Here is a 22946-nt window from a genome sequence, read left to right as displayed (position 1 = left end):
TCATTCTGACCAAGGCTGGCAGTATCAACATATTTATTATAGAACGGCTCTGACTAAACATGGGATTATACAATCTATGTCTCGTAAAGGAAACTGCTATGACAACTGCATTATGGAAACATTTTTTGGTCGAATAAAGAATGAATTATATTATGGTCATGAAAGGGATTTTAAATCTTTTGAAGAGTTTTCTGTAGCAATCGCAGAATATATAGATTATTATAACAACAAGCGAATACAGGTTAAAACAAAATGGATGCCTCCTGTAAAATACAGGGAAGCATCCATTCGTTCCGCCTAGTTCATAATATGTGTCCAGAATTTTGGGTACATATCATTTTGACCGGGGATTCTTTTATGCCAGTGCGGCAAACAGTATATCTACTGAAAACATAAGGGCTGTACCTAGTACAACTCGTAAGGCAGGTCTAAAACGGCCTGCTTTTTTTATTTCACTTTCAGATTTCTGTGATTTTTTCCATGCGAAATAACATATAATTCCCCAGACTGCAGTAACAACAACAGACATTGTTGTTCCTACTGTTGCAATTTCGTGAAGCATAACTGCTGTATCTTCTGGAGTTTTAAGTGCAGTAAGGAATGGCGGATAGAAAGTAACTTCGCCATGATAAATGTGTTCTGCGGCGAGAATTACACTTCCTCCATAAAGCATCTGCTGAAGAACTGAGATACGGTTTTTCCATTCAGGTTTATCTTTTAATGCAGTGTGTTTGATTACACTTGTTACAATTGCTTCTGCTAAAGGCGCGGTAAAACAAGCCATATAAGCCTCCTTATATTTAATATATAACTAATTCATTATATCATATATCTGATAGTAACGCTATCACTTTTTTTTTCACCATTGAAACTCCCTGTCAAATTTACTAAAATGCATTTATATAGAAGTCTATAAGGAGTTTTTATGGCACGTACACATTATATCGCTGGAAACTGGAAAATGAACACAACTAAGGCTGAGGCGGTTGCTCTCGCAAAAGACCTTGTTGAACAGTTGAAGGGTAAAACAAACAAATATATGATTGGTGTTCCTTTTGTATACCTTGATGCAGTAGCTCAGGTTGTAAAGGGATCAAACATCATTCTCGCAGCTCAGGACTGTGCTGCTACAGATAACGGAGCTCACACAGGTGAAGTTTCTTGCGCTATGCTCAAGGATATCGGATGTCAGTGTGTAATCCTCGGACACTCAGAGCGCCGCCACGAAATTGGTGAGTCTGATGAACTTATCAACAAGAAGGTTCGCAAGGCTCTTGCAAGTGGTCTCGAAGTTGACCTTTGTATCGGAGAACTTTTGAGCGAACGCGAAGCTGGTGAAGCAGAGCAGGTTTGTGCATTCCAGCTTTCTGCAGGTCTTGCTGGTGTAACAGAAGAACAGATGAAGAACGTAACAATCGCTTACGAACCAGTTTGGGCTATCGGTACTGGTAAAACAGCTACTCCAGATGACGCTCAGGCTATCCACAAGTTTATCCGCGGTTACATTGCAAAACTCTACAACCAGAAGGTTGCTGATGAAGTAATCATCCAGTACGGTGGATCTATGAAAGCTTCTAACGCTCCAGAGCTCCTCGCACAGCCAGATATCGACGGTGGTCTTATCGGTGGTGCAAGCTTGAAGGCTGAAACTTTTGTACCTATCTGCGTACTCTAATTATATTTCGAAAAATACTAAAGGTCGGCAAGCACAGTTTGCCTCTGATCCTTTTTTTTTCGATAATCCTATAAAGAGCTGCTGGTGCAGCTCTTTTTTTTAACGGATTTACTATTATAGTCTTGTGAAAAATTCATCGTTTTTTATGCGTTGTTACTGACTACAAGCATTTATTTTCGTGATAAATTTCTGACTTAGATTATTCTTTTTAATTTTTGTCGGATTGAGTTATGAAGAAAATATATCTTGCAGTTACATTTATTTTTCTTTCTTTTTTTAAATTTCCGGCTATTTTTGCACAACAGTTTCCAGTTCGTGACGGGCGAATTGTTCAGATTTCTGAGGATTCCTCAGGCTCCCTTCTTTCAGTTAGTGATAACAGCAGTATAATTGTTTATGACTTGTCAGATTATTCACAGATTTGCGAATTATATGATGAAAAAGTTTCAAAAATGTCATTTTATGAAGAAGGTGATAGTAAATACTTTGCCGTAATGACAAAAGACGGCCAGTATATAGTAAGAAAGTTCTATTATTCTGACGGTCAGTGGCATTATGAAGATGGCGAGCCTTATTTTTATGCTGACTGTGCAGATAAAACCGGTAAAAAATCCTTGACAGCAGTTTCTTTCAGTAACAATTCAGATTATGTAGCGGCTTCATTTAATGACAATACAGTTCAGGTTCATTTCCGTCTGCGTGTTACTGCCGGCTCAATTTCTCATTCAATTACAACCCATAAAGCACCTGTTTTCGGACTTGAATTCAGCAGGAACGGTGAATATCTTGCAACTGTCTCAACAGATGGAATCGCTTATATCTGGAACAGTTATACCAGCTCTCTTATTACCAGAATTACTGGTGTTTATGCACGAGCCCGGGTCCCAGTCTGTTTTACAGAAGATTCAGTATACATAGTCAGTCTTGAAGGAAGAAATACCTTCCGTATTTCAGATTTCTCTGGTAATACTCTTTATTCTATTTTAGCAGGCCGCCCAATTACAGCAATTAAGCCTCTAAAAGATCCCGACCTTATAGCTGTCAGAAATGATAAGAATGAAGTAATGGTTTACAGCATTTCTTCCAGAAGACCTGTTTCTGTTACATCTGTTTCTTCTGACTCAGAATTTACAAGTTTTGAATTTTCACTAAGGACTGATGTAATGTATGCAGGTTTTGCAGATGGAAAAGTGACTTTATTAGAACCTCATCCATACATGGATGATACATCTATGCTTGTAACTGATTCAACAATGACTGGGACTGGGAATGTTTATGCAAATCGATTCCAGAGTTTTTCAATTTCTGCTGGTGCAAATTATCTGAATAAACCGTATTTGATTTCTGCGAATTTAAGAGGGGAGTATTTATATTCTGATGCTATTGCACCTTTCTTTATTGGAGGGGGGATGTTTTGCAGTGTTGGTTTTCCCGGAAAAGATTTTCCTGCAAGTTATAAGATTGGTGAGCAGCAGATAAATCCTCCTGAATTATTATCTGCTGGAGCTTATGTTCCTGTCGGATATGTATTTTCTCCATGGGATAATGATGTTTATATCCTTACAAATTTCAAAGCAGGAATGAAAATTGCTGCTCTGGCTATGATTACAAGTAATGGATCTGTATTGGATACTCCATATTATGCATTTTTCATGAGTATTGGGGCAGGAATGCAGATCAAAGGTTTTGTGTTTGATATTAACTGTGAATACGATACAGTCGGAAAAGTAAGTCCTTCAATATATGCAGGCTGTATATTTAAATGGGGAGCAAAAAAATGAAAAAAACTTTGAAAATATTTCTGATAATCTGTTCTCTGTTTTATTTTGCAGCTTGTAATAACTCTTATGACAGTATGATTGATAGTTTTAATCGAAAGTATTTCCTTCCTGAGCAGATGAGTGCTGAAGCTTATTCTGTAAAAGATCCTGATTTTAATCCTGCAGAAATGTTACTGGCTGCATATACGATTCCAGAAGGTATGTATTTAAGTCTTGAAGCTCCTGAAGGGGGCGACTCATATTCATGGGTTTATATAAAAGATGATGGTACTCCGTATAATCCGCCATTAAGTGAAGAAAGATTCTTATATTACGAAACTCCAGGACCTTTTAAGGTTCGGGAAGAGAATGACCTGGTACTTACTGTGACAGTTACAGATGATAAAGGTAATGTTACAGAGTATATAGATAAATCTGTCATAATAATACAAAAGTCAGCTAAGGACTGACATTGGAGGAGAAAAAAATGAAGAAACTGATGAAATGTTTCTTACTGGCTGCTTCAGCTGTAATGTTGTTAGCAGGTTGTTCAGGCCTCAACACAAATAATGCAACTGTTGATGCCGAAGGTTATTCAAATGATGTATGTCGTTTGAGTATTAGTGTAAAAACTGGGAAAGAAGAGGTTCCTTCATTTTCTATTAAGAAAAATGGTTCAAGAACTATTAGTCCAGTGACTTTAGAGGGTGATACAACAACAATTAAAACGTATGTTTTAAAAGGCGTATCTGAGACTACAGGTGCTCAGCTTGGTACAAATGGTTCAGGAATCGAACTTGATGATACTCTTAAAGCAAGTATTCCATATGGTTCATGGGAACTTACTTTGGAAGCAAGAGATGCAGAAAATAAACTGCTTTTGCAGGGAAAAAGTTATGTTGTGTTAAGATCTGCACAGTCTTCTGTAAGTTTTACATTGAAAACAGATGGCGTTGATACAGTTGGTAGTGTATCCCTTGGAGGAACTTATAGTGACGCACAGAAAATTGCAAAGTCATATAAAGCTGGCCTTTATGATCGAACTACTGGAGAATTAAAATATCCAAAGACTGATGATACTGTAGCTGAAACAAAAACTAATACAACTGCTGCTCTTAGTTTTGCATTCACAGCTTCAACTGTAGCGCCTGGCCGCTATTCTTTCCAGATCAGATTCTATGATGATGTAGCAACAAAGCAGGCAGATGCTAAACAGGTTGGTTACTGGGAAGATACAGTAGTAGTTGCACCTGGGCGATTGACAAGTAAAACTGATATTACCTGTGGTGAAATTATTAACCAGAAACCTGCATCACCAGATAAACTTCGTGCATATTTGAAAACAGGTTCTGAAGATGAAGATGGATATACAGTAATTCTTACCTGGTCTGATAATTCAAGCAATGAAGAAAACTTTGTGCTTACAGTAACTGAATATGATGATGAAACTGATACAACAGGTCATACATATAAAGTTCTTGGCGTAGAAGCTGCTGATCCTGCTGTTGCAACAGATAAACGCGAAGTTTTCTATGAAAGTGATATGTATGCCGGTGGATCTCTGCGTGCTTCTTCTAAGACTGCAAGTGTTAAGCTTCCATTCGGAAAGATTTTTGATTTTGCAATCCAGACTCAAAACTTTGTAGGATTGTCTGACTTTGATACAGATGAAGAGGGTGTAAATCCTTGTCCTCGTAATGGAGCAGAAACTGTAGCAACTGGTGAAACTGCTGCTCCTACTGGTGCAACATTTATTACAAATGAAGATTCAAAGAAGATAAACCGTTTTGTAATTGATTATTTCCTTAACGGCGGTTTATTGTCACTTAAAAAGAATACAACTTTTGTACCTTATGATGGAGAAGATTATATTGTATATGATGATATTTATTCATATGCAAATGATGCTGCAAAGAAATTGGATACAGTTCTTAAAGCAAAGCTTCCTATCTCATCTGAGACAAATAAACTTGTAAAAAATGATTATCCGTTTAGTGCATGGAAGAAAGCTAACGGTAGTGCAATTGCAGATGATGATGTAATCACTTTTGCCGGAATTGATGTTATTGCTGATTTTGATGTATCAACAACAATTATAAAGACAATTGATGATAAATACTTTGAAATTACAGCTTCTGCTTATTATGGAACAGGAACAGAAGATGTTAAGAATACAAAAGTTAATGTTTCATCAAATGAGAAATTTAAGATTACAGCAGCTATTGATAATACAGTAAGTCAGCATCCAGATGATACTGCAAGAATCGACTGGATAAAGGTAATTATCAAATCTCCAAAGGGTAATACTGAAGTAAGTTCAGGAAAATGCAAATTTGCAGCTGGTGAAGAAGTTAAGTATGAATGGAATGTTTCAAATTCTGATTCAGGAATCTATCCGGTAATGGTTGAAGCACATCTTGCCGGAGAGAAAGAAAATAAGACTTATAATCTTACATTCACCCTTAATCTTGAAAGATAATCCTTATAAAGGCTAAAAAAAGAGGTTGTCTTACGGCGACCTCTTTTTTTAATGGGGATTTAACAATTGACGAACACCCCGGTTTTCACTAAAATATAATACACTTTATTTGATTAAAAATTTTTGGAGAAATAAATTATGGGTACAATTGGTGTTGTTCTTCTGGTATTTTTTGTAATCGTTTGTCTTTTGCTGGTTTTGCTTGTTTCAATTCAGGACGACGGTGAAAACGGAATGGGACTTCTTGGCGGTCGTGGAACTGCTGCATTCGGTTCTCATTCTGGAAGTGTTCTTACCAAAACAACTTTCGTATTGGTTTTCTTGTTCTTTGCTCTTTCTTTGGGCCTTGCTCTTGTAAACAAAAAGCCAAAGCTTGATAAGGAGCTCGTTCCTACATCAGTTGAAGCTACTGATACTGCTTCTGAATCTGCAGCAAGCGATTGGTGGACTGAATCAGAAGCTGCTGAATAAGAGGCGTTGAATGCTCAGCAGTTTCATCACTCCTTCTTCAATTAAGGTTGCTCTGGAAAGTTCAGAAAAAGAAGAATCTTTTGCAGAGCTTCTGGAAGTTCTGGTTGCTAAGCATCCTGAATTAAACAGAAAGGAAGCAATGAATGCCCTTATTACAAGGGAAGAGAAGATGAGTACTGCTGTATTTCCTTACGTTGCGGTTCCCCATGCATTATGCAGTTCTGCGGGGGACACTCTGGTTGCGATAGGAATCAGCCGTCAGGGAATCGAATTTGAATCTCCTGAACCAGAGACTAATCCTGAACATCCTGTAGTAAATGTTATTTTTGAAATTCTTTTTGAAGAAAAAGATACACAAACACATCTGGATGTGCTTCGTGATATACTTCAATTAGTTAGTAATCCAGATTTTGTAAAAAATGTTTTACAGGCAAAAACTTCGCAGGAAGTTTATGAACTTATAGAGTCTATGGAAATGTAGTTTCAATAAGTCCAACTACCGTTTTAGGAGGCGTGTAATATGGCTGAAAACAATACTGAAATTGATGCCATCAATCATCTGCTTGAAGTAGAAAAAAATGCGTCGATGCTTATAAATGACGCAGCAATGGAAGCAGAGAGACGCCTCTCACAAGCCCGCGCAAAATATAATTCAGAATACAAAGCCCGTTATGATGAAGTGGCTTCAAAACTTGAATCTGAATATCAGAATAATCATAAACAAATCGAAGATAAATATAATAAAGATATAGAGACTTATAAGGAGTCTTTCGCTGCAAAACCTCAAAATTCCGAGGCTTTTTCATCGCTGCTGGACAAGCTTATTTTTTCATAAGCAGGTCTGATTCGGGAGTACCGTTATGGATAAGAGTGGTGCAGATGCCTTTGTTTTTGCTAAAGCCAACGGAATCTTAGGAAAATCTTTTACTGCAAAACGTGCATATCAGCTTTTCAATGCTAAAAGCCTTGGAGAGTTGTGGACACTTCTTTTTAAAACACAGCCTCCGCTTGTTCCAGAAGTTTTGCTTTCTCAGCAGATTGAAGAGAAAGCTTTTTCTGATTTTATTACAAGTTATATTAAATTTATTGATGCCTACGATAAGCCTGAACCAGTCCTTATAAATCAGCTTTTGCTTTTTGAAGGTGAAAATCTTAAGGAAATAGGTGCTTCTCTTTGTAAAGGTGAGCAGAATTGTCCAAAGCTCATAGATTTAGGAAAATATTCTTCTTTGAATAGTAAAGCATGGCCTGATATAAAAAAAATCACAAAAGGAACAGTTTTTTCATGGTATAATAAAATACCAGCAATTCATGAACAGCAGAAACTTGAATTCAAAATTGATATTCAGGTATGCCGGCATTTGTGGGATTCTGCTCAGAGTGAAAAAGGAGAGGCAAGCGAGGCACTGCTGGATATTTATCGTCAGGAATTCATCATTAAGAATATTGTCTGGGTATTACGCTTAAGACTTTTCTACAATATGAAGAATAAAGATATTATCAGCAATCTGATTTATGTTACAGATAAGCCAGGTCATTCAGACCCGGTCGCAGCTCCTGCCCTTAAAATCTTGGACTGGCCGCTTGATGAATATGAACCTTGGAGTAACTGGAAATATGCGTCACTTGTAAATCCTCATGTGGATGGACAGGTATGGCAGATAGATCCAATCTGGATTGAACGCCGTAACCGCATGGAAATCAACAGAAAAGCAAGTAAGCTTTTTTACCAGTTCCCTAATGATCCATGCTCGATTATCGGCTGGTATAAAATGAAGAATTTTGAATTAAGCTGTATACGTACAGCTGTTGAAAGTATAAGATTAAATGTGAATCCCGAAGAGGCTATGGATGCAGTCGGTCTTTACGATGCAGGTCAGCCGCAAGGAGGAGTGAATGGCTAGAACAGCAGAGATGAAGCTTCTTGAGCTTATGGTTCTTAAGAATGATATTTCATCTGTAATCGAATACATAGGTAAAAAAGAAAATTTCCAGTTTCAGACAAAGTTGAAAGATTCTTCTTCAGGTGAATCTGCTAACGAAGAAACTTTGAATATTGATTCTCAGTTTTATGAGAGCCTTACTAAGGCATATACAGAGCTTGGTTATGAAGGAGAATTTAAGGGAATAAAAGATTGCAGCGCTCCTCGTGATGAAGACCGTAAAAAGGCTGCAGATTTAATTGCTGCTTTTACAGACCTTAAAACAAGAATCGCAGAAGCTACAGATGAAGCTCATAAAGTAAACGATGCTTATAAAGAGGCTCAGGCTTTTTCAAATCTTAAGGTTTCTTATTCTGAACTTGAACACCTTTCATTCTTGTCTTTGAGAATTGGTCGTATTCCGGAAAATCAGTATGAAGATTTGAAGGATCGTCTTGAAGGTTCTGCTGTTGTTATTAAACTTGGAAATGATTCTTCTCATGTTCTCGTTGCTTCTTCTAAGAAGGGCCGTTTTGCTCTGGATGCAGAGCTTAAGAATCATAACTTTGTAGAGCTGGAAGTTCCTTCTGATTTTAAGGGAGTGCCCGAGTCTGCTCTTAAAGGTCTTGAAGAAAAGAAGGCTGAAGCAGATAAGGCTCTTGAAGAACTGATTACTGAAAAAGCAAATTTCGCAGAAACTCATAAAGCTCAGTTAGAGCATCTTCTCGGCTGTTTTACAATTGCAGTTCAGATTGAAGCAATTACATCACGCCTTGAATCTACCGAGCTCGTATACCGAATCACCGGCTGGATTCCATCTGCCGAGACTGAAAATTATATGAAAGGCCTCGACGAACTCACCGAGGGCCGTATAGCAATCCGAGCCTATGAACCTTTTGAAGTACCTAGCGTAATGTCGGGTAAGGAGCAGGTTCCTGTAAAGCTCCAGCACGGAAAGTTTGTAAAGAGTTTTGAGAGAATGATTTTCTCTTATGGTTCTCCAATTTATGGAGCAATAGACCCGACTCCATTTGTTGCAGTGTTCTTTACAATCCTCTTTGGAATTATGTTCGGTGACTGTGGTCAGGGCCTTGTTTTCCTTATTGCCGGAATCCTGATGGCTTTGAATGTTATTAAAGTGGGAGGCTGGAATAAGTTTGCTCCGATTTTTATGGCCATCGGTATTTCAAGTTCGATTATGGGACTTTTGACAGGCGAGTTCTTCGGAACTGAAACTGTTCTTGAACCTTTTGCAGAGTGGGTAACAGGTCTGTTTGGTACTCCTCGTGCTCCAATTTTAAAGCTCATGCCTTCAGCAGATCCTAAATCAATTTATGTAATGTTTGGTGTGTTTGGTGTTGCTGTTGCAATTGGTTTTGTAATCAATACCTGTGGACTTTTACTGAATATCATCAATAATATTTCCCGCAAGTGTTTTGCAGAGGCCTTCCTTGGTAAAAACGGACTTGCTGGTGCAGTATTCTTCTGGTATGTAATTGCACTTGTTCTTCGCATTGTTCTTGCAAAGCATGCAGTTGCTGCCTACGATATCATCATAATTTTAGTTTCGCTTTTCTTTGCTGCCTTTGCAGAACCTTTTGAGCGTGCAGCTAATCATGAAAAGCCTCTGTTTGAAAACGGTTTTGGAACTTACATCATTTCAGGTGCAGTTGAGCTGATTGAAGTAATTTCAGGCTATCTTTCAAACACAGTAAGTTTTGTACGTGTCGGCGCATTTGCTCTTTCTCACGCGGTTCTGAACTTTACAATTCTGACTCTCACCGAAATGGTAGGTGGTCAGGGAACTATAGGCGGAATCATTGTTTTGATTGCAGGTAATGCACTGATTATAGTTCTTGAAGGAATGATTGTTGCAATTCAGGTAATACGTCTTCAGTATTACGAATTCTTCAGCAAGTTCTTCCATGAGACTGGTAGAGAATTTAAACCTTTCAAATTTGAAATCGAATAATATAGGAGTTTTTTTATGAAAAAGAGATTCGTTTCTTTCCTTACAATTCTTGGAATGGGCGCTGCAATGTTCGCTCAGGAAGCTGAAGCTGCTGCTGCAAGTGGTGCTGCTGCCGCTGGTGCTATCAAATATCTCGCAGCTGCAATTGCCGTTGGTCTTGCTTGTCTTGCTGGTGGTATGGCTGTAGGTAAAATTGGTGCTGCTGCAATGGGGGCAATGAGCGAGAATCCAGAGCTTTCAGGAAAGGCTCTTCCATTCGTTGGTCTTGCAGAAGGTATTTGTCTTTGGGGAATGCTCGTAGGTGTTCTTATTCTGTTCAAATAACCAGAAAAAGCGCAAGTGAAATTTTATATTATTGGCGAGCGAGAAATTGTCCTTGCCTTTAAACTGACTGGAATTGATGGAATTGCTGCCGAAACCCGTGCCGAAGTTTTAGATGCGTTTAATCGTGTTACAGGAAAGGGTGGAATTGTAAATGTTCCGTCTGGAGAAATTCCGCGTGTTCTAATATTAACAGAACAGGCCGCAAGTCAGATTGAGGACGAAGAAATCGCCTGGCAGAAAACAGGAAAATTTCCTCTGATAGTAGAAGTGCCCGGCTTAAACGGACATCTAAAGGGTAAAAAGACCCTTTCTGATGCAATTAAAGAAGCCGTGGGTGTTGAGGTTTAGAATGCAGGAATTACGATCTACAGATATTTTGGATAAAGAGATTCAGGCGGATGCGCGCAAGAAAGCAGAGCGTATGCTCCAGAAGGCCGACCGCGACTGTGAAACTCTTATAGCATCTGTTGAAGCTGATATTCAGAAAGCAGCAGACGAGAAAAAAGCTTTCTTCAATAATAAGCTTAATTCTTTTGAGACAGACAGAAAAGCTGTTGTTCCACTTGAAAAAGAACGTTTTAAGGTTTCTTTTATTCAGAATGCAATTATTCAGAATATCAATAAATATCTGGAAGGACTTTCAGAAGAAAAAAGACTTGAACTGGCTTCACGCAATTTTGATTTTAAAACAGAACATAAGGTTAATGCTTATGTTTATGGATTTTCGCCTGATGCCGCAAAGAAGTTCCTTTCAAAAAAACTTGGAGATAAACTGCTTTCCTGCTCTGAAACTAAGTTCGGAGCTTTTGTACTTGAGGAAGATTTAGGCCTTTCAAAACCAGAAGGAATGATTCTTGAATCAGAAGATAAAAAGTTCCGCCGCCGGCTTACAATAAATGAAGTAATTGAAAAGCTTCTTGATACTAACAGAGCAGAGCTTTCAACCACCTTGTTTGGAGGTGATTTATGATAGAAGGAAAAATTACCCGCATTTCAGGTCCTATCGTTTATGCAGAAGGACTCGACGGCTGCGGTCTTTACGACGTAGTTGATGTAGGTGAAAAAAAACTGATTGGTGAAATCATCCGTCAGAATAAAGGAAATGCCACAATTCAGGTTTACGAGGAAGATACTGGTATGCACATCGGTGAAAAGGTTGTGTGTACACAGCGTCCTCTTTCTTTGCGCCTCGGACCTGGTGTTGTTGGAAATATTTATGATGGTATTCAGCGTCCTCTTCAGGCAATGTATGAACATTCCGGCGGATTCTTACTGCCAGGTGAACGCACTCAGCCTCTGGACGAAACTAAGGTATGGCATTTTGATGCCTGTGATGCTGTAGGTGAGGGATCACCTATAAAACCTGGTATGGTGCTTGGAACTGTAAAAGAAACTCAGTCCATCACAGAAAAAATTATGGTACCTCCAACTGTACGTGGCCGCTCACTTAAGATTTTTAAGGGAACAGGCGACTACACAGTAAACGACGTAATTGCCGTAACTGAACTTGATGAAGAGATTCAGCTTGCTCAGTACTGGCCTGTTCGTAAGCCTCGTCCTTACAGCCAGAAGCTTGGTGTTACAGAACCACTTATTACAGGTCAGCGTGTAATCGATGTTTTCTTCCCACTTTCGAAGGGTGGTACAGCTGCTATTCCTGGCGGCTTTGGAACTGGAAAAACAATGACTCAGCATGCCGTTGCAAAATGGTGTGATGCAGACTTAATCGTATATATCGGATGTGGTGAACGCGGTAACGAAATGACAGAGGTACTCACAGAGTTCCCTGAACTTATTGACCCACGCACTGGTCGTTCTATCATGGAACGAACAATCCTCATCGCAAATACTTCTAATATGCCGGTAGCTGCCCGTGAAGTTTCCCTTTATTCGGGAATCACACTTGCAGAATACTTCCGCGATATGGGTATGCATGTTGCAATCATGGCAGACTCAACTTCCCGCTGGGCTGAAGCTCTCCGTGAACTTTCTGGCCGTATGGAAGAGATGCCTGCCGAAGAAGGATTCCCTGCATACCTTCCAACCCGTCTTGCTTCGTTCTATGAACGTGCCGGCCGTGTAATCAGTCTTGAAGGACAGGAAGGATCAGTATCAGTTATTGGTGCGGTTTCGCCTCCGGGTGGTGACTTCTCTGAGCCTGTTACTCAGCATACAAAACGCTTTATCCGCTGTTTCTGGGCTTTGGACCGCGAACTTGCAAACTCACGTCACTATCCTGCTATCGGCTGGATTGATTCATACTCAGAATATGCTTCAGAAGTTCAGGACTGGTGGGAAGTTCATAATCCTCTCTGGGGAACTTTGCGTCAGGAAGCTCTTGAGCTTTTGAAAAATGAAAACAGACTTCAGCAGATTGTCCGCCTTATCGGACCAGATGCACTGCCGGATGCAGAACGCCTTGTTTTGCGCGTAGCAGAAATGATAAAGAACGGCTTCCTTCAGCAGAATGCTTTTGATGATATTGATAAATACTGTTCAACAGATAAGCAGATTGCGATTCTTGAACTGATGATGGAATATTATAAGAGAGCTGCTGCCTGCATAAAGGCTGGTGCTCCTCTTACACAGGTTGTAGCTCTTCCAGTTTGTGATGAAATTGTCCGCATCAAAATGGTTTACAAAAACGAAGAAATGGACAAAATCAACGAAATCAAAACTCGTCTTGATTCGCAGATGAGTGAAGTTGAGCGAATGTATCTGAGATAGGCCGCTGGCGGCCGGTGATAAATAGCAAAGCGTTAAAAAAATTGCGGAAGCAATTTTTAGCTTTACCGCCTTGGAGTTAGTAGTATGAAGGGAATAGAATATCGTGGTGTTACTTCTGTAGACGGACCAATCGTTGTCCTCAAACGCACCGAAAATGTTTTTTATAATGAGACCGTTTGTGTACGCGACCGCCTCGGTGAAAAGCGAACAGGAAAGGTTGTCGATATTTCTGAAGAAGCAGTTGTAGTTCAGATCTTCGGAAGTACAACTGGTCTCGACCTCGATGAAGCAACTTTTGAGTTCCTTGACGAGCCACTTGAACTTCGTGTAGGTGAGGGACTTCTTGGCCGCGTTTTCAACGGACTTGGAAAACCGATCGACGGCTACCCGGAAATCATAAGCAGCGAAAAGCGCAATGTCAACGGAAACCCAATGAATCCATATGCGCGTATTTATCCAAGAGACTTTATTCAGACAGGTATTTCTTCAATTGATGGAATGAACTCTCTGGTACGCGGACAGAAGCTGCCGATTTTCTCTGGAAACGGTCTTCCTCATAACAAGCTTGCCGCTCAGATTATCCGCCAGGCAAAACTTCGTAACTCAGACGAAAAGTTCGTAATGGTTTTTGCCGGCATGGGTATTAAATACGACGTTGCAAAATTCTTCGTAGACACTTTTGAAGAGTCTGGTGTACTTGCAAACGTAGTTATGTTCCAGAGCCTTGCCGACGCTCCTTCTATTGAACGTATTATTACTCCACGCTGTGCACTTACTGCTGCAGAATATCTTGCATTTGAAAAAGGAATGCACGTACTTGTTGTACTTACAGATATGACAAACTACTGTGAGGCTCTTCGTGAAATCTCTACAACCCGTGGAGAAGTTCCTGGTCGTAAGGGTTACCCTGGATATCTTTATTCAGACCTTGCCGAACTCTACGAGCGCGCCGGCCGTGTAAAGGGTAGTGAAGGTTCAATCACACAGATTCCAATCCTCACAATGCCAAATGATGATATTTCTCATCCTATTCCAGACCTTACAGGATACATTACCGAAGGTCAGATTGTACTTGGTCGTGAACTTTTCCAGGAAGGAATCTATCCTCCGGTTAGCGGTCTTCCAAGCCTCAGCCGTCTTATGAAAGACGGTATTGGCCCAGATATGACACGCGAAGACCACGCTAATGTTTCAAGTCAGCTCTTTGCTTCGTACTCGAAGGTAAAGTCTATCCGTAACCTTGCTGCCATTATTGGTGAAGAAGAATTGAGCGAACTCGACCGTGCATACCTTCATTTTGGAAAACGCCTTGAAGAAGAGTTCTTTGCACAGGGTGAATACGAAGACCGCACAATTGAACAGACTCTCGATATCGGCTGGAAAATTCTTGCCGAACTTCCAAAAGAAGAACTCACAAGAATTAGACCTGAATTCATCGAAAAGTATCTGCCGGAGACTGAGTAGTGGCACGGTTAAATATTGCACCGACAAAATCAAACCTTCTCGCTATGAAAGAGCAGCTTGCAGTTTCAACAAACGGCTACGAGCTCCTCGAAGAAAAACGTGAAATCCTTGTCCGCGAGCTTATGCATCTTGTTGAACGCGTAAAGCTTCTGGAAAAGGATATTGATGAAGCTGTTGCAAAGGCTTATCCGGCTTTTAAGCGCATGCTTATGATTGACGGTGCAGATCAGATTGAACGTATTTCTCATGCAGTTCATTATGATTTTGATTTTACGGAAAAGCGTGTAAATATCGGTGGTATGTCATTTCCGACTATCGATGTTATTATGCCGGAAAAGGAATTGTTCTATTCTTTTGTCGGTACTGATGCAAATATGGATGCCACAATCAACAGTTTTTTTGAACTGCTGCTTCTGCTTACGCAAATGGCGTCGATAAGAACGATAGTCTGGCGACTTGCTGAAGAGGTCCGTAAAACTCAGCGCCGTGTAAATGCGCTTGATAAGATGATTATTCCGCAGGCGCGGGAGACTAAGGCTTATATTGAAAGTGCTCTTGAAGAGCGCGATCGCGAGAATGTCTTTGTTCTTAAGGCATTGAAGAAAAAAAATAGTAAGAATTAAAAAGGTGTGGTAAAATAAAGCCAATGGGAAAGTCTTTTTTCAAAAAAATGATTGTCGCTGTAAACGGCCACCGTTCATCGGTTCACTCATCGATGTACGCAATTATGATGGCCCGTACTTACAATATTTCCATAAAATTTATTTACGTAGTAGACACTGCTACTGTTAAGTATCTTTCCATGAATAAGTTCCTGGTTTCAGATGAGCGCTATGATTACGAAGAGCGTCTTAAGGAAGATGGCGAACGTTATCTTGCTTATGCGCAGATGCTTGCCGGCTCTAAGGGATTAAAGTGTGAGACGGAGCTGCGGAGTGGTGGAGTTTTTACGGAAATTTTGCGCGCGGCAGATGAATATGAAGCTGACCTCATCATTCTTGGTGGAAACGAAAAAGACGAAAATCAGCATAATTTAAAAAGAAATGTACTTTCAACTGATCAGAATGAAGTTCTTGCTCATTCAAAAGTTCCTGTAATGATTATTCAGAAGCCTGATATTGAAAAAATCTTCAAAATATTCTAAAAAATTGTAATGAAAGATTTTTACAAGATTCTAGGTGTACGCCACAACGCAACCCTTGCCGAAATTAAACGCTCTTATCGTGAAAAAGTAAAACTCCTGCATCCAGACCTTTCTGGTGATCCTACACATCGTGATGAATTCAACGAAGTAGTGCAGGCTTACCGTGTTCTTTCAGATGTACGCCAGCGTTCAATTTTTGATGAATCTTTCTTTATTAAAATCAAACGTTCATATAAAAACGCAGATACATTTAATTACTATGACTGGCTCAAAGCCCGCGAAGATGAAGAAAGCCGTGCTAAATTGATTTTTTACACTCTCATGCATCAGAAGGAAGATGAAGCTGTAGCAGAGTTCAAACGTATGCAGATGAATCATGCTGATTTTTCCCTTAAGAAATGGTTTACACGTGAAGACTTTATGGATTACGGCTACATTCTTGCAGAAGAACTTGTAATCCGTGGTGAATACTACGATGCCATTATCCTTCTGGAACAGATTATTCAGATGGAATATTCCTACCAGTATTTCTATATATTCTTCCCGGAAGTAATTGAGTTTACACTCAACATCCTCAAACGAAACATTGATTGTGTAATTTCAGATGAGCTTGCACTGGATGTTTACGAACGCGCCTTAGACTTGAACTTAGGACCAAAGAATGACGCTTTCTTCCTGCGAAAAATGAGCGAAGAATACCGCCGTCTCGGAGATTTTAGTACTGCGGAGATTTGTTTAAGAGAAGCTGAAAAATACGGTGGTTGAGTCTTTTGAAACTACTAAAATAATTGATAGTTTATCCTAACAAATCTCTAGCCATAATATATCAAAAGTGTTATATTCATCACAAAGGACACGTTATTATGATTATTTTGAAGACAGAAGAACAAATCGCCGGCATCCGTAAGGTATGTCACATTACAGCAGACATGTTCAATGAACTCATTCCAATGGTAAAAGCTGGAATGTCTACAAAACAGGTTGATGACCTGTTCAAAGATTATATGCTTTCACACGGTGGAAAGCCTGCCTGGTGGCGTGAAGATTTTCCTGGCGCTACCTGTATCAGTATAAATAATGAGGTTATCCACGGAGTTCCTTCAAAGAAGCACATCATTAAAGACGGTGACCTTGTAAGTATTGATGTTGGAATTGATATGGACGGATACATCAGCGATACAACTCACTCACTTCTGATTGGAAACGTAAATCCTAAAGTTAAAAAGCTTCAGCAAGTTACAGAAGAATGCCTTCGCGCAGGAATTGCAGCATGTGTAGTTGGTAACCGCATCAGCGACATTGCAAATGCAGTTTACGAAATTGCAGACCGCAACGGCTATGGCGTAGTTTATGATTTCTGTGGTCATGGAGTAGGGCTTGATGTTCATGAAGATCCAAGTGTTCCTAACTGTCCTTTCCATGGTGCTAATCCAAGAATTAAACCGGGAATGGTACTTGCAATTGAACCAATGATTAACCTTGGAGTTCCTGATGTTGAACAGGGTGATGATGGCTGGACAATTTATACAGCAGACGGAAAGGTAAGCTGTCACGAAGAACATACAGTTGCAGTATTCGAAGACCACACTGAAGTTCTCACTGCACTGGATTACAAGAACTAACACCATCCGTCAAAAATAAGAAAACATTTATGTTACCTTTTCTCAAAATTTTCGTTATATTTAACGTAAGCGCTTTTAAAGATAATTGAAACTTTGAGGAGATAAAATAAATGAAAAAAATTACAAAGGTATTGGCAGCTGCCTCAATGCTGCTTCTTCTTACCACATCACTTTTTGCAGATCCTCCAAAAAGACCAGGAGATCCGTCTATAAGTGTTATTGAAGCTTTACAAAATTCTTTCCGTTCAATAAGTAACGCAATGCTTCCGGCAGTTGTAGAAGTTGATGTTACTGAAACAAAGACTTATACAGATCCGTTTGGCGGAATGTCAAATCCATTTGAATTCTTCTTTGGAAATCCAAGAGAAAAAAATGGCGATGATAATGAAAAGAAAAATCAGCGTGAGTATGAATCAAAAGGTCTCGGTTCCGGTGTAATCGTAAGAAAAACCGGAAATACTTTCTATGTACTTACAAATAATCACGTAGCTGGTTCTGCTACAAAAATCAGTATTAAACTTAATGATGGCCGTGAGTTCGAAGGAAAGCTCGTAGGTGCAGACAGTCGTATCGATGTTGCACTTGTTTCTTTTGAATCAAAGGACAGTTCAATTCCTGTTGCAAAGCTTGGTGATTCAGATAAGGTTCAGCCAGGTGATATCTGTATGGCATTTGGTGCACCTCTTGGATACAGCCAGTCTGTTACACAGGGTATTGTAAGTGCTGTTGGTCGTTCAGAAAGCCATATGTCTGCAATCAGTGATTATATTCAGACAGATGCAGCAATTAACCAGGGTAACTCTGGTGGTCCACTTGTAAACATTTATGGTGAAGTAATTGGTATCAATACATGGATTGCTTCTTCTTCTGGTGGTTCAGTAGGTCTTGGTTTTGCTATTCCAATCAACAATCTTAAGAGTGCAATTGATTCTTTCATCAAGAAGGGTAAGGTTGTTTATGGCTGGGTAGGTGTTTCACTTCTTGATATACCTGTTGAATACAAAGATGAACTTGGTGTAAATGGAATCGAAGGTGCTTTTGCTGCCGAAGTATTCACTAATTCTCCAGCCTTCAAGGGTGGAATTAAACCAGGTGATTTCATTACAGAAGTAAATGGTAAGAAAGTAAAGACAACTAATCAGCTTGTTCGCGATATTGGAAGCCTTGAAGCAGGTGCAACTGCAAACTTTACTGTTATCCGTGGTGGTAAAAAGGTTTCAGATATCATCGTGAAGATTGAAGAGCGTGCAAACGAGAACGATATCAATAACAGTAAGATGTGGCCAGGTTTTGTTGCTAGTCCTCTTACAGATAAAGCCCGTGATCAGCTCAAGATTGACGATAAGAAAGTTAAGGGTGTAATTGCAACTAATGTAGAAGAAAAATCTCCTGCAGCAAGCCTCCGTATCCAGAACGGTGATGTAATTACAGCTGTAAACGGCAAAAAGGTTACGAACCTTGCCGAATTCTACGAAGAACTCGCTGCTGCCCAGAAGTCTGTAAACTTCGATATTTATTCAAACGGCGGCACAATTACCACTGGAACTTACAGATTCTAAAATCTGAAAAAGGCGTTGCTTTGCAACGCCTTTTTTTTAATTTTCAGTCTTTTTATTTTTCAAATTATACCAGTCAATTTTTCTTGTAAGGAACATAAGTGCAGCTACAACTGCGAATGCAAAGAATGCTCCAAACAGCAGTGCGTAATCTTCCGAACGAAGTGAAAAGAAAAGGTATGAATACAGCACTGTAAACATAGCCATCATAATTCCGCCAAGTCCAAAACGTTTTGTTACAGAAGATATATAAAGCGAAACTGTAAGACCTGCAGTAACAGCACCAATTAAATATCCCGCACCAAAAGGGATATGTTCAGAAAGGGCCAGCAAAATCAGGAAGAATAAAACACATGCTGCACCTGAAAGCAGATAATGTACAGGATGTAATGTAATCTTTGCAAAAATTTCAAAAAGAAAGAGTACAAGGAAAGGAACAATAATGAACAGGAAGCCGTATTTTGTTGCTCGGTGCAGCTTCTGATAAAGATTTACTGGTTCAATAAATGAGAAGCCTATTGTCTGAGTGGTTTTATCAGAGCCAAAAGGAATGCTCCACTGTGCAGTAAAGCCAGTATCTGTAATTTCGTGTTTATCCGGAAGGTAAGAAAATCCTGTAAAGCCCGGAGAAGTCCAGTCACATGCAAGATTCAGTTTTGTCTGCTTAGAAGAAATTCCGTAAGTAAACTGTTCTGCACCCCTTAATCCAATATTGGTCTTTAAGATTAGTTTTTCCGAATCATAATTTATCTTTGTACCAATACCGATTTTTCCATCAATAGTAAATAAATCAGAATTAAAATCTTTTTCATTTATTTTGAATACGGGATTATTTAATACAGAAGAGTTTAATAGCTGCATGTATAAAACTGCTTCATCTTTTTTGTATGAAATGCCGTCATTTTCTATCAGTTCTTTAGGATCAAACACTGCATATATAGAAGCATTACCTGTGTATATTGGAGTTGAATATATTCCAAGATAGCGTGCTTCTGAATCAAGTTTTGCTTCAATATTTACAGAATCTGAAGCGATAATATGCCAGCCTTCTTCTGCAATTTTCTTTTCTTTGAATTGCTTACCATCTCTGTAAACAAATTCTTCTATAGTTCTTGTGAATGGAATAGCAATATAAGGCCCCTTAAAATACAGATTTGAACCGGCGGATTCAGAAATCTGATACTTTGCATTTTTATAAGTGTATTCCCTGTCAGAAAGTTGGCCCTTAATAAAGCCAAGTCCTATTAAAAGGGCAATAATAATCAGAGAAATGAAAATCAGCTTAAAGCCGATTCCTCCAAAGATTTTGCGTTTTTGTTTTTCATCACTTTTAGTCAACGCTGCTATCTGGTGATTCTGATTAAGTTTTTGATTCTGGTTTTCCATAATAATCTCCTTGTAAGACCTCTTAAGGCCTTTGTTTTATGAGAAAATCATAGAAAACAATTGTGTCAGAATTATGGCAAAAATGTGTTATTTTTCTGATTTTTTAGAAACTGTGAATGGCAGTTTGATTTCAAAAAGTGCACCGCCAAGTTCACTGTCGCGGCTTACACTAATTTCACCTTCCATTTCATCACAGATAGCTTTTACAATAGAAAGTCCAAGTCCAGTGTGTGCAATCTTGTTTTTTGAATCTGTTAGTGGCTGGGAACGATTTGAATAAAACCTGTCAAAAATTTTAGAAATGTTTTCTTCTGAAATTCCTGGCCCATTATCAGCTACTTTTATTACAAGAGTCTGATTTGTTTTTGTGGAAGAGCTTGTTTCTATAATAACACGGATGTGTTTTGCAAAACCTGCTGCATTTTCAATCAGGTTTGAAAGAATCCTTTCGTAATAGTCTGGTTCAAGCAGAATAGTATCTGTCTTTGTGTTAATTTGCAGTTCAAATCTTACATCAGGATTATTTTTCAAAATAGAATCAGCAATATTCTGGGTAAAAGTTTTTATAGGAAGATTTTCTTTAGGAAGTTCTGCTCCTTCAATTTTAGAGATGCCACGAACACCGTTTAAAAGATGTTCAAGATGATTTACTTCATCAACAATAGCCTGTGTAAATTCTTCTTTTTCTTTTTCATCCGAAGAATCTTTTAGAATATCAATTGAAGAACGGATTGCTGCCAGAGGATTTTTGAACTCATGATTAACATCAGAGGCAAAAGCCTGTGTATAGTGAATTTTTGAATCCAGTTTTTTTATCAGGGTTTTAAATGAACGGCTCAAATCTCCAATTTCATCTTTGCGTTTTAAGCCTGTAAACTTTTCAACAACTGCTGCATCAATACGGCCTTTTTTATCTGCACATTCTGAGGTCTGGCGGGCAAGTTTCTTCAATGGCACACTGATGCGGAAAGTAAGGAAAACTGCAATAATCAGAATAAAAACTAAAGACCAGAGGAAGACCTTTGCAAGATCTATTCTTAGTTCATAAAGATTCTGCAGAATTCTCCATGTGGAACGTGAAACCAGAACAATTCCAATTACTTCATTATCTTTGAAAACCGGCATTGCAGAGTAGAGTGTGACAGAAACCTGTCCACCTCCAGAGATTCTTGTCTTTGCTCCATATCGGCCCTGCTGTGCGGCTTTTACTTCTTCACCATCATAAATAATTTTGCCGGAATAAAAATCTGCGCTGGTAAAGTTTGCTGCCGGTGGTTTTAGTTTTCTGTAGATGCGAATTGGAATAGAAAAAAGCTTATAGATAAAAGTATCATTTGCTGCAGTTTTTTCGTTATTGATGGACAAGGAATTGAGTCGGGAACTATATGCCTGTTCACTCTGTGAGTTTTCGGTATTTTCAAGTTCAAGTGTACTTGAGTCTGCAAGCAATTCTCCAGCCTTAGAAAGAATCCTAATTCTGGCATCAAATTTACCATTCATATTCTGTAAGAGCTGTTTTGAAGTAGTTCTGTTTATCTGTGTTTCTTCTGAATCTGATATTGTAAGTTCCAGACTTGCAGAAATTATTCTTGCCTGCTGAACATTTGAATTTTCCATCATTGTAAGCATCTGGCTTTCGTAGGTTTTAAGCATCATCATTGCAGCTACAGGAATAAAGGCAACGAGAATAAGAAATATGGAAATCTGAATATTTATAGGAAATCTTAGTCTTAGTTTTTTCATTTTGCTGATTCCGAATTAAAACGGTAACCAAGACCGTAAATTGTTTCTATGCAGTCACTGCCAATCTTTTTTCTAAGTCTTTTTATGTGGCAGTCTACGGCGCGGTCATTGAGATAGGTATCTTCCGGGTAAGCGGCAGAAATAAGCTGGTCGCGGGTAAGGGCTGCATCGGGATTTTCTGCAAAGGTTTTAAGAAGCCGGAATTCTGTTATTGTAAGCTGCAGGGGAGTGCCGTTTTTTTCTGCTGTATAGGATGAAGGAAAAATCGTAATATTTCCAGCTTTCAGGGAAGGAATTTTTTCTTCATGCTGATTTTCTAATTCTGAAGTTGTGGCTGCTCCTGTTCTGCGCAGAATTACTTTTACTCGGGTAATCAACTCACGCATGGAAAAAGGTTTGCAAAGATAATCATCGGCTCCAAGCTCAAGTCCTAAAATCTTATCAAATTCATCATCCTTAGAAGTGAGGAACATAACTGGAGTTTTATTGCCATTCTCGCGAAGGCTGCGAAGCAGTGTTATTCCATCCATTACAGGCATCATGATGTCTAAAATATAAAGTGCAGGTTGTTCATTTTGCGCTTCAAAAGCATCTTTTCCGTTTTCGAATTCAATTACAGAAAAGCCTTCTTTTTTCAAAGCTGTACAAACTGCCATCCTGATATTTTTCTCATCATCAACAACTGCAATCAACATATTAAA

General features: G+C 39.1%; 24 protein-coding genes. 20 read left to right on the top strand and 4 right to left on the bottom strand.

What is annotated here, in order from left to right:
* On the top strand, nucleotides 1–301 hold a 301-nt coding region (locus BMY21_RS15090; protein WP_143064247.1), incomplete at its 5' end, for an IS3 family transposase.
* A gap of 54 nt (nucleotides 302–355) precedes the next feature.
* Here the strand turns inward: BMY21_RS15090 and BMY21_RS15085 are convergent.
* The gene (locus BMY21_RS15085) at nucleotides 356–784 is read right to left on the bottom strand and encodes a hypothetical protein (protein ID WP_074645641.1); all 429 of its coding nucleotides are present in this window, start codon (nucleotides 782–784) and stop codon (nucleotides 356–358) included.
* A gap of 141 nt (nucleotides 785–925) precedes the next feature.
* Between BMY21_RS15085 and tpiA the strand changes: the two genes are divergently transcribed.
* The 19 genes from tpiA (at nucleotide 926) to BMY21_RS14990 (ending at nucleotide 19119) form a co-directional block, all read left to right on the top strand.
* The gene (tpiA, locus tag BMY21_RS15080) at nucleotides 926–1675 is read left to right on the top strand and encodes a triose-phosphate isomerase (protein WP_022931260.1); all 750 of its coding nucleotides are present in this window, start codon (nucleotides 926–928) and stop codon (nucleotides 1673–1675) included.
* Nucleotides 1676–1905: 230 nt separating this feature from the next.
* Nucleotides 1906–3456 carry a WD40 repeat domain-containing protein gene (locus BMY21_RS15075; RefSeq protein ID WP_074645638.1) on the top strand — a complete coding sequence of 517 codons (1551 nt, stop codon included), beginning with the start codon at nucleotides 1906–1908 and terminating at the stop codon, nucleotides 3454–3456.
* Nucleotides 3453–3905, top strand: coding sequence for a hypothetical protein (locus BMY21_RS15070; RefSeq protein ID WP_074645636.1), 453 nt, complete (start codon nucleotides 3453–3455; stop codon nucleotides 3903–3905). Before BMY21_RS15075 ends, BMY21_RS15070 begins: the two co-directional genes overlap by 4 nt.
* Before the next feature lie 17 nt (nucleotides 3906–3922).
* Nucleotides 3923–5914 (top strand): hypothetical protein, encoded by a 1992-nt coding sequence (locus BMY21_RS15065; protein WP_074645634.1) that lies wholly within the window; start codon nucleotides 3923–3925, stop codon nucleotides 5912–5914.
* A gap of 138 nt (nucleotides 5915–6052) precedes the next feature.
* Nucleotides 6053–6385: a preprotein translocase subunit SecG gene (secG, locus tag BMY21_RS15060; protein ID WP_074645631.1), complete on the top strand. Its 333-nt coding sequence runs from the start codon at nucleotides 6053–6055 to the stop codon at nucleotides 6383–6385.
* Nucleotides 6386–6395: 10 nt separating this feature from the next.
* Entirely contained in the window at nucleotides 6396–6866 is a 471-nt protein-coding gene (locus tag BMY21_RS15055; protein ID WP_074645629.1) for a PTS sugar transporter subunit IIA, read from the top strand.
* Between the two features lie 39 nt (nucleotides 6867–6905).
* Nucleotides 6906–7220 (top strand): hypothetical protein, encoded by a 315-nt coding sequence (locus BMY21_RS15050; protein WP_074645627.1) that lies wholly within the window; start codon nucleotides 6906–6908, stop codon nucleotides 7218–7220.
* 25 nt (nucleotides 7221–7245) lie between these two features.
* Nucleotides 7246–8289: a V0D/AC39 family V-type ATPase subunit gene (locus tag BMY21_RS15045; protein WP_074645625.1), complete on the top strand. Its 1044-nt coding sequence runs from the start codon at nucleotides 7246–7248 to the stop codon at nucleotides 8287–8289.
* Nucleotides 8282–10279, top strand: a complete 1998-nt coding sequence (locus BMY21_RS15040; protein ID WP_074645623.1) for a V-type ATP synthase subunit I — start codon at nucleotides 8282–8284, stop codon at nucleotides 10277–10279. Before BMY21_RS15045 ends, BMY21_RS15040 begins: the two co-directional genes overlap by 8 nt.
* A 15-nt stretch (nucleotides 10280–10294) precedes the next feature.
* Complete coding sequence (locus BMY21_RS15035) at nucleotides 10295–10603, top strand: ATP synthase subunit C (protein WP_074645621.1); 309 nt, start codon at nucleotides 10295–10297, stop codon at nucleotides 10601–10603.
* Between the two features lie 15 nt (nucleotides 10604–10618).
* The gene (locus BMY21_RS15030) at nucleotides 10619–10951 is read left to right on the top strand and encodes a V-type ATP synthase subunit F (RefSeq protein ID WP_074645619.1); all 333 of its coding nucleotides are present in this window, start codon (nucleotides 10619–10621) and stop codon (nucleotides 10949–10951) included.
* 1 nt (nucleotide 10952) lies between these two features.
* Nucleotides 10953–11573, top strand: coding sequence for a hypothetical protein (locus tag BMY21_RS15025; protein WP_074645618.1), 621 nt, complete (start codon nucleotides 10953–10955; stop codon nucleotides 11571–11573).
* A complete protein-coding gene (locus BMY21_RS15020; protein WP_074645616.1) occupies nucleotides 11570–13330 on the top strand; it encodes a V-type ATP synthase subunit A in 1761 nt (586 codons plus the stop codon). Before BMY21_RS15025 ends, BMY21_RS15020 begins: the two co-directional genes overlap by 4 nt.
* Before the next feature lie 84 nt (nucleotides 13331–13414).
* Nucleotides 13415–14794: a V-type ATP synthase subunit B gene (locus BMY21_RS15015; protein ID WP_074645614.1), complete on the top strand. Its 1380-nt coding sequence runs from the start codon at nucleotides 13415–13417 to the stop codon at nucleotides 14792–14794.
* A complete protein-coding gene (locus tag BMY21_RS15010; protein ID WP_074645613.1) occupies nucleotides 14794–15417 on the top strand; it encodes a V-type ATP synthase subunit D in 624 nt (207 codons plus the stop codon). Before BMY21_RS15015 ends, BMY21_RS15010 begins: the two co-directional genes overlap by 1 nt.
* A 23-nt stretch (nucleotides 15418–15440) precedes the next feature.
* Nucleotides 15441–15938, top strand: a complete 498-nt coding sequence (locus BMY21_RS15005) for a universal stress protein (protein ID WP_074645611.1) — start codon at nucleotides 15441–15443, stop codon at nucleotides 15936–15938.
* A 9-nt stretch (nucleotides 15939–15947) separates the two neighbouring features.
* Nucleotides 15948–16703, top strand: coding sequence for a J domain-containing protein (locus tag BMY21_RS15000; RefSeq protein ID WP_074645609.1), 756 nt, complete (start codon nucleotides 15948–15950; stop codon nucleotides 16701–16703).
* 98 nt (nucleotides 16704–16801) lie between these two features.
* Nucleotides 16802–17560, top strand: a complete 759-nt coding sequence (map, locus tag BMY21_RS14995) for a type I methionyl aminopeptidase (protein WP_074645607.1) — start codon at nucleotides 16802–16804, stop codon at nucleotides 17558–17560.
* A gap of 110 nt (nucleotides 17561–17670) precedes the next feature.
* Complete coding sequence (locus BMY21_RS14990; protein WP_074645605.1) at nucleotides 17671–19119, top strand: Do family serine endopeptidase; 1449 nt, start codon at nucleotides 17671–17673, stop codon at nucleotides 19117–19119.
* Between the two features lie 36 nt (nucleotides 19120–19155).
* On the opposite strand, the gene creD is transcribed toward BMY21_RS14990, so the two are convergent.
* From creD to BMY21_RS14975, 3 genes are all read right to left on the bottom strand, one after another.
* Complete coding sequence (creD, locus tag BMY21_RS14985) at nucleotides 19156–20502, bottom strand: cell envelope integrity protein CreD (RefSeq protein WP_074645604.1); 1347 nt, start codon at nucleotides 20500–20502, stop codon at nucleotides 19156–19158.
* A gap of 87 nt (nucleotides 20503–20589) precedes the next feature.
* Complete coding sequence (locus BMY21_RS14980) at nucleotides 20590–22245, bottom strand: sensor histidine kinase (protein ID WP_074645602.1); 1656 nt, start codon at nucleotides 22243–22245, stop codon at nucleotides 20590–20592.
* A complete protein-coding gene (locus BMY21_RS14975) occupies nucleotides 22242–22940 on the bottom strand; it encodes a response regulator transcription factor (protein WP_074645601.1) in 699 nt (232 codons plus the stop codon). The genes BMY21_RS14980 and BMY21_RS14975 overlap by 4 nt, the downstream gene beginning before the upstream one ends.
* Between the last annotated feature and the right edge of the window lie 6 nt (nucleotides 22941–22946).

Source organism: Treponema bryantii (assembly GCF_900111035.1).
GTDB lineage: Bacteria > Spirochaetota > Spirochaetia > Treponematales > Treponemataceae > Treponema_D > Treponema_D bryantii_C.
Note: the sequence above shows the minus strand (reverse complement) of the source record. Positions and strands in the feature narration are given on the sequence as shown.